Source organism: Algoriphagus sp. NF (assembly GCF_028823735.1).
In the GTDB taxonomy this organism is placed as follows: Bacteria; Bacteroidota; Bacteroidia; order Cytophagales; family Cyclobacteriaceae; genus Algoriphagus; species Algoriphagus marincola.
The window spans coordinates 1-3,437 of the sequence record NZ_JAPEIB010000075.1; the positions used below are offsets into that span (position 1 = coordinate 1).

A 3,437-nucleotide genomic window follows, 5' to 3' on the forward strand; every position below is an offset into this window, starting at 1 on the left:
AAACAAATTTGGATTAATACATGAGCGAAGAAACAAATAAGCCTGATGAACCCGAAATTGAGGCATTCCATCAGGTAATAAGCATCAATAATTCTACGCCAGCTGGAAATATTAGACCTGGAGAAGTAGCAGATTTTTCTGTGGAATTGACAAATAAGTCAACAACCGAAGGGATTACTGATGGTAAATTAGAAGTTCAAATTCCGTTTGGTGCGACCGTAGAAAGTACTGGTTTTTCATTTGATAATGCAATAACTCCAAGTGGTAACAGCGCGCCTTCTTTTGATCCAAACACAGGTATTCTAACTTGGGAGTTTGGTAACTTACCACTATCAAGTGATGTTGGCTTAGATTTGGATGATGTTTTAGCAACTCTGACTTACTCCTTAAAAGCTACTGAGGATTGCCTTATTCTATTTGAAAATAGCTGTACACCGGATATGAATGTGGATGGCGTGGTTACAGGTACAGGAGCTGTTTCTCAATCAAACTTGAATAGAGATTTTATTATTGATCGGGAGCCTGCACAAGACCAATGTTCATCGCCAACGGGTTTGACGGGTCCAATTGAGATTTCGTACAATACAGATGATTTCCAATGTGATATTATTACTGACTTCGAATTCTGTGCACCTAAGGATGAGGTGACTTTGGCAGAGATCGAAGCTATTTATGACTTCCCTGATGGGTATACATTCTATGGCGGAACTGATAGGACGACAGCAGTTCAGTTCGATGCCAACACTCCATTCCCTGGGGCTGGTACTTACTATGCATTTCCATTTGGTATAAATGTAACTAATGCAGCAAATTGTTACACAGAGTTTACGATTACTGTAATCGAAGCTCCAGTTGCGCCAACTGCAGAGGTTACTCAACCAACCTGTGATGTGGCTACTGGTACGATCACGGTGACTGCACCGCTTGGTCAGGGCTTGACCTATTCAATCAACGGAACAGACTATCAGGCATCGACCACCTTTGCAGGGGTTAATCTTGGTACCTACAATGTAACGGTTAAATCAGCGGCTGGCTGTGAGAGCCTTCCGGCAGAAGTGACGGTGAATCCACAGCCAGAGACTCCGGCTGCACCAGTCTTGACAGTTCCAGCACCAGCTTGTGATGCGACGAGTGTGACGATTACGTTCACAGCTGAGGCTGGAGTTGAATACTCATTGACCAATACATTTGCCGAGTTGATTGTTGGCGGCAGCTTTGATGCTCCGGTTGACAGCAACGGAACGGTATTCGCGAGAACTGAGGGAACTGAGTGTGTGGTAAGCTCACCGTTTACGGTAGCACCTGCGCCTGCCTCTCCGGATGCGCCAGTCTTGACAGTTCCAGCACCAGCTTGTGATGCGACGAGTGTGACGATTACGTTCACAGCTGAGGCTGGAGTTGAATACTCATTGACCAATATATTTGCCGAGTTGATTGTTGGCGGCAGCTTTGATGCTCCGGTTGACAGCAACGGAACGGTATTCGCGAGAACTGAGGGAACTGAGTGTGTGGTAAGCTCACCGTTTACGGTAGCACCTGCGCCTGCCTCTCCGGATGCGCCAGTCTTGACAGTTCCTGCACCGGCTTGTGATGCGACGAGCGTGACGATTACGTTCACAGCTGAGGCTGGAGTTGAATACTCATTGACCAATACATTTGCAGAGTTGATTGTTGGCGGCAGCTTTGATGCTCCGGTTGACAGCAACGGAACGGTATTCGCAAGAACTGAGGGAACTGAGTGTGTGGTAAGCTCACCGTTTACGGTAGCACCTGCGCCTGCCTCTCCGGATGCGCCTATTGGGGATGACCAAACAGTTTGTGCTACAGACCCTATTCAAACTTTGACTGCAACAGCGACAGTTCAATCCGGTGCTACTTTATTGTGGTATGATGCTGAGACTGCTGAAAACCCAATTGCTGGTCAGCCTACATTAAATGTCATTGGAACAGTTACTTATTGGGCTGAGGCTGTTTCTGCACAGGGATGTGCAAGTGAGCGCGTTCCAGTTACTTTGACAATAAATGATTGCTCCTTGAGCATCGTGAAGACAGGTACGTTCAATGACGAGAACGGCAACGGCAGAGCGGATGACGGCGAGACGATCAGTTATACCTTCTTGGTGACCAACACGGGCAACCTACCGTTGACCGGTGTGACGGTAACCGATCCGTTGGTGACTGTAAACGGCGGACCGATCGACTTGGCAGTGGGGGCGAACAGTGGCAACACGTTCACGGCGACCTACACGATCGACCAGGATGACATCAATGCGGGCAAAGTAGACAATACGGCGACGGCAGATTCGAATGAGTCTGATCCGGCGACCGACGATGAGACGACCGATCTTCCACAGGATGCTTCCTTGAGCATCGTGAAGACAGGTACGTTCAATGACGAGAACGGCAACGGCAGAGCGCAGATTCGAATGAGTCTGATCCGGCGACCGACGATGAGACGACCGATCTTCCACAATCTCCTAACCTTTCAATTTCCAAAGAAGTCACTGGAAACGATGATGTTCTGGATGGTCAGGTGACCTATGATATTACAGTGACTAATACAGGAAACGTGACCTTGTTCGACATCTATGTTGAGGATATGCAGGTTGGGTTGATGGAAGTGATTGCGGAATTGGCTCCAGGAGAGTCTGAAGTATTCCCTGTAGCGGTGACTATCACGCAGGAATTGATCGACGGAGGGTGCTTTACCAATACAGCTTCTGCTGAACTGAGAGAGTACTTTGGACAGGAGCGACCTGACCAAGGTCAAGAAATCCCTGGAATTGGTGAGGAAGAATACGAAGTACTTCTTGTAGTGAGAGATCAGGCGGAAGCTTGCTTCACTCAGACTCCTGAGTTGACCATCCTCAAGGAAATCACAGCAGGTGATCCTTACAGCTTGGTTGGTGATGAAGTAGAATACAAGTATACTGTCACCAATACGGGTACTGTTACCTTGATTGGACCATTTACAGTGGAAGATGATAAGATTGGAACCATTGCAGATCCTGCGAACACTTCTTCGCTGGCTCCAGGAGAAGAAATTGTCTTCACTGCTACCTACACAATAGTTGAAGGTGATCTGGTAGAAGGCTCCGTGACAAATATTGCCACTGGTAAGGGCTTCTTTGGGGATGATGAAATCGAATCTGATCCAGATGAGGCTACAGCGGAAGCTAGTTTCAACGATATCATTGCAAGAGATGATGATGCAGGAACCTTCCAATTCTCTATAAATCCTCAGGTTGCAACTATCAATGCTTTGGATAATGATGAGTTGAAGGGTGGAGTTGCTACTCCTGCTAATGTCATACTTACAACTGTGACTCCTGATCCTACAGGAACACTTACTGTGGATGCAAATGGTGTGATCACTATTTCTGCAAATCCTCAGGCGGGAGACTACCAGTTGACTTATAGAATTACTGAGGTGGGTA

Annotated in this window: 2 protein-coding genes; both read left to right on the plus strand. The window is 47.2% G+C overall.

The annotated features are described in order from the left end of the window. The first annotated feature begins 20 nt into the window (after window positions 1-20). On the plus strand, window positions 21-2,537 hold the full coding sequence (locus OU792_RS18220) for a DUF7507 domain-containing protein (protein ID WP_274671007.1): 2,517 nt from the start codon (window positions 21-23) through the stop codon (window positions 2,535-2,537). Then, a partial coding sequence (locus OU792_RS18225) for a DUF7507 domain-containing protein (protein ID WP_446698920.1) occupies window positions 2,534-3,437 on the plus strand: 904 nt, incomplete at its 3' end. The genes OU792_RS18220 and OU792_RS18225, both read left to right, overlap by 4 nt.